The sequence below is a fragment of the Exobacillus caeni genome (genome assembly GCF_005747095.1).
Taxonomy (GTDB): domain Bacteria; phylum Bacillota; class Bacilli; order Bacillales; family Guptibacillaceae; genus Exobacillus; species Exobacillus caeni.
In genome coordinates, this window is sequence record NZ_SWLG01000042.1 from 1 (window position 1) to 2,145 (window position 2,145).

General features: G+C 38.1%; 2 protein-coding genes. Both read left to right on the plus strand.

Translation table 11 applies throughout. The features are described 5' to 3' along the window. Positions 1-101: 101 nt before the first annotated feature. Positions 102-1,331: an IS21 family transposase gene (gene istA / locus FCL54_RS23500; RefSeq protein WP_138129709.1), complete on the plus strand. Its 1,230-nt coding sequence runs from the start codon at positions 102-104 to the stop codon at positions 1,329-1,331. Continuing rightward, positions 1,331-2,092 (plus strand): IS21-like element helper ATPase IstB, encoded by a 762-nt coding sequence (gene istB, locus FCL54_RS23505; RefSeq protein WP_138129708.1) that lies wholly within the window; start codon positions 1,331-1,333, stop codon positions 2,090-2,092. Before istA ends, istB begins: the two co-directional genes overlap by 1 nt. The last annotated feature ends 53 nt before the right edge of the window (positions 2,093-2,145 follow it).

Below are 2,145 nucleotides of genomic sequence, written 5' to 3' on the forward strand. Positions count from 1 at the left end.
TGTAAGCAACGGTGCTAAAATCCCTAATAACAACGGTTTCAAATTCCCCAATAATAACGGATAATCATTTCTATATATTACTGATTTGGAGTGTAGAAATGATGGTCAAGACTGGGGAGTTTTTTATGATTCGAGAACTACGTCAAAAAGGATGGTCAATTACTGCCATCTCTGAAGAAACTGGGTTTGATCCCAAGACAATTCGAAAGTACATAAATTCTGAAGAGTTGCCAAGGAAAAAAGAAAGTCATAAAAGGGGAAGCAAACTCGATCCTTTCAAAGAATATTTAGAAAAACGTATTAAGGAAGGCACAACAAATTGCTCTGTCCTTTTAGAGGAAATTGAATCTATGGGATATGAAGGCAAGATTACAATCCTTCGGGATTTTGTACGCCCTTATCGTACTCGTCCTAAAAAGCAGGCGACTATGAGGTATGAAACCACTCCTGGTAAACAAGCTCAAATGGATTGGGGACATATCGGTAAGTTTGAGGTCGATCGGGAATTGAAGGAAATCTATGCCTTTACGATGGTATTGAGTTATTCAAGAATGAAATATGTTGAGTTTACAGACAGTATGGATTTAGAAACGCTAATGAAGTGTCACATGAATGGATTCGCTTATTTCAACGGGGTGCCTGAACAGATCCTCTATGACAATATGAAAACAGCAGTTATCAAACATAGTCCAGTAGAAATTCGGTTCAATCGTAAGTTTGAAGAATTCTTAGCTTACTATGGAATAGCTCCAAAAGCTTGTAAACCTTACCGTCCTCAAACGAAGGGTAAAGTAGAAAACGTTGTAGGATACGTTAAAAAGAACTTTCTGCAGCGTAAGCATAAGCCAACGCTAAGAGCATTAAATGAAGATATGAGAGTGTGGCTTGATCAAACAGCGAATCGTAAGATTCACCAGACAACCTTGGAAGCTCCAATAACTCGCTTCCAACATGAACAAAAATATTTAAGTAAGTCAAACAGCAAACCCTTATTTCCTATTAATCATTGGGAGATTAGAAGAGTTAGCAAAGATTGTTTTGTCTCTTATCAAGGGAAACGCTATTCCGTACCTTTCCGGTACGTTGGTCAAGAGTTAAAGATTAAGGAGACTCTTGATCATCATTTAGAAATCTATGATTCTTATGAGTGTATAGCTAAGCATCCATTAATGTCTGGGAAGGCTCGAGATTTTATTAACTTTGAACATTATAAAGGACTGCAAACGACTACTGCTGGTTTGCCGACCCACAGTCGTTTACAGTCCCCTGACATTGAAGTGGAACAACGTCCTCTTCAAATGTATGAGCAACTAGAAGGCGGTGATCATTAATGAACACAGACCTTTTAGTTGAACGCTTAACACAGGTCGGTTGGAATTATACAGCCGACCAAATCGATGGTCTACTAGAAGACGCATCTAAAAATAATGTACCATACTCAGACTTCTTAATCACTGTTTTATCTCAAGAAATTGAACGAAAAGAAAAAGCAGCTCTAGAAAAACGAATTAAGAAGGCTAAGCTCCCCTATGTCAAAAGTATTCATGATTTTGACTTTAGTTTTCAACCAAGTATTGATGAACGTCGAGTAAAAGAGGTATTATCTGGTCGCTATATTCATAATGGGGAGAACATCCTTCTTTTAGGGCCGCCTGGGGTGGGAAAAACGCACTTGGCGATCTCTATGGCTTTTGAGGCTTTGACACAAGGATACCAGGCATTATTTATCACTGCGAATGATTTTATAGCAGAATGTCAGAAGGCGGAAAAACAAGGGTTAATCCAACAAATTATCAAACGATATAGCAGACCAGAGTTATTTATCATGGATGAAATCGGTTATTTCGCTTTCGATGAACTTAGTGCACACACTCTCTTTCAAATAATATCAAGAAGATATGAGCATGGAGCTATGATCATTACTTCAAATAAGTCCTACATCGAATGGGGAAAGATATTTGGTGATGAAGTATTGGCCACAGCTATTTTAGATCGTCTGATCCACCATTCGACTACCATCAATATAAAAGGAGATTCTTATCGCTTAAGAGAAAAGAAAAAAGCTGGCATACAGCCAACTATTGTTCGGTGAATTAGGGAATTTGTTTCCGCTGAAAATAGGGAATATCTAACCGGTGTTGACAG

Excerpts from the sequence above, each read along its gene's own strand:
- istA (WP_138129709.1), top strand. The coding sequence starts at position 102 with ATGGTCAAGACTGGGGAGTTTTTTATGATTCGAGAACTACGTCAAAAA.
- istB (WP_138129708.1), top strand. The coding sequence starts at position 1,331 with ATGAACACAGACCTTTTAGTTGAACGCTTAACACAGGTCGGTTGGAAT.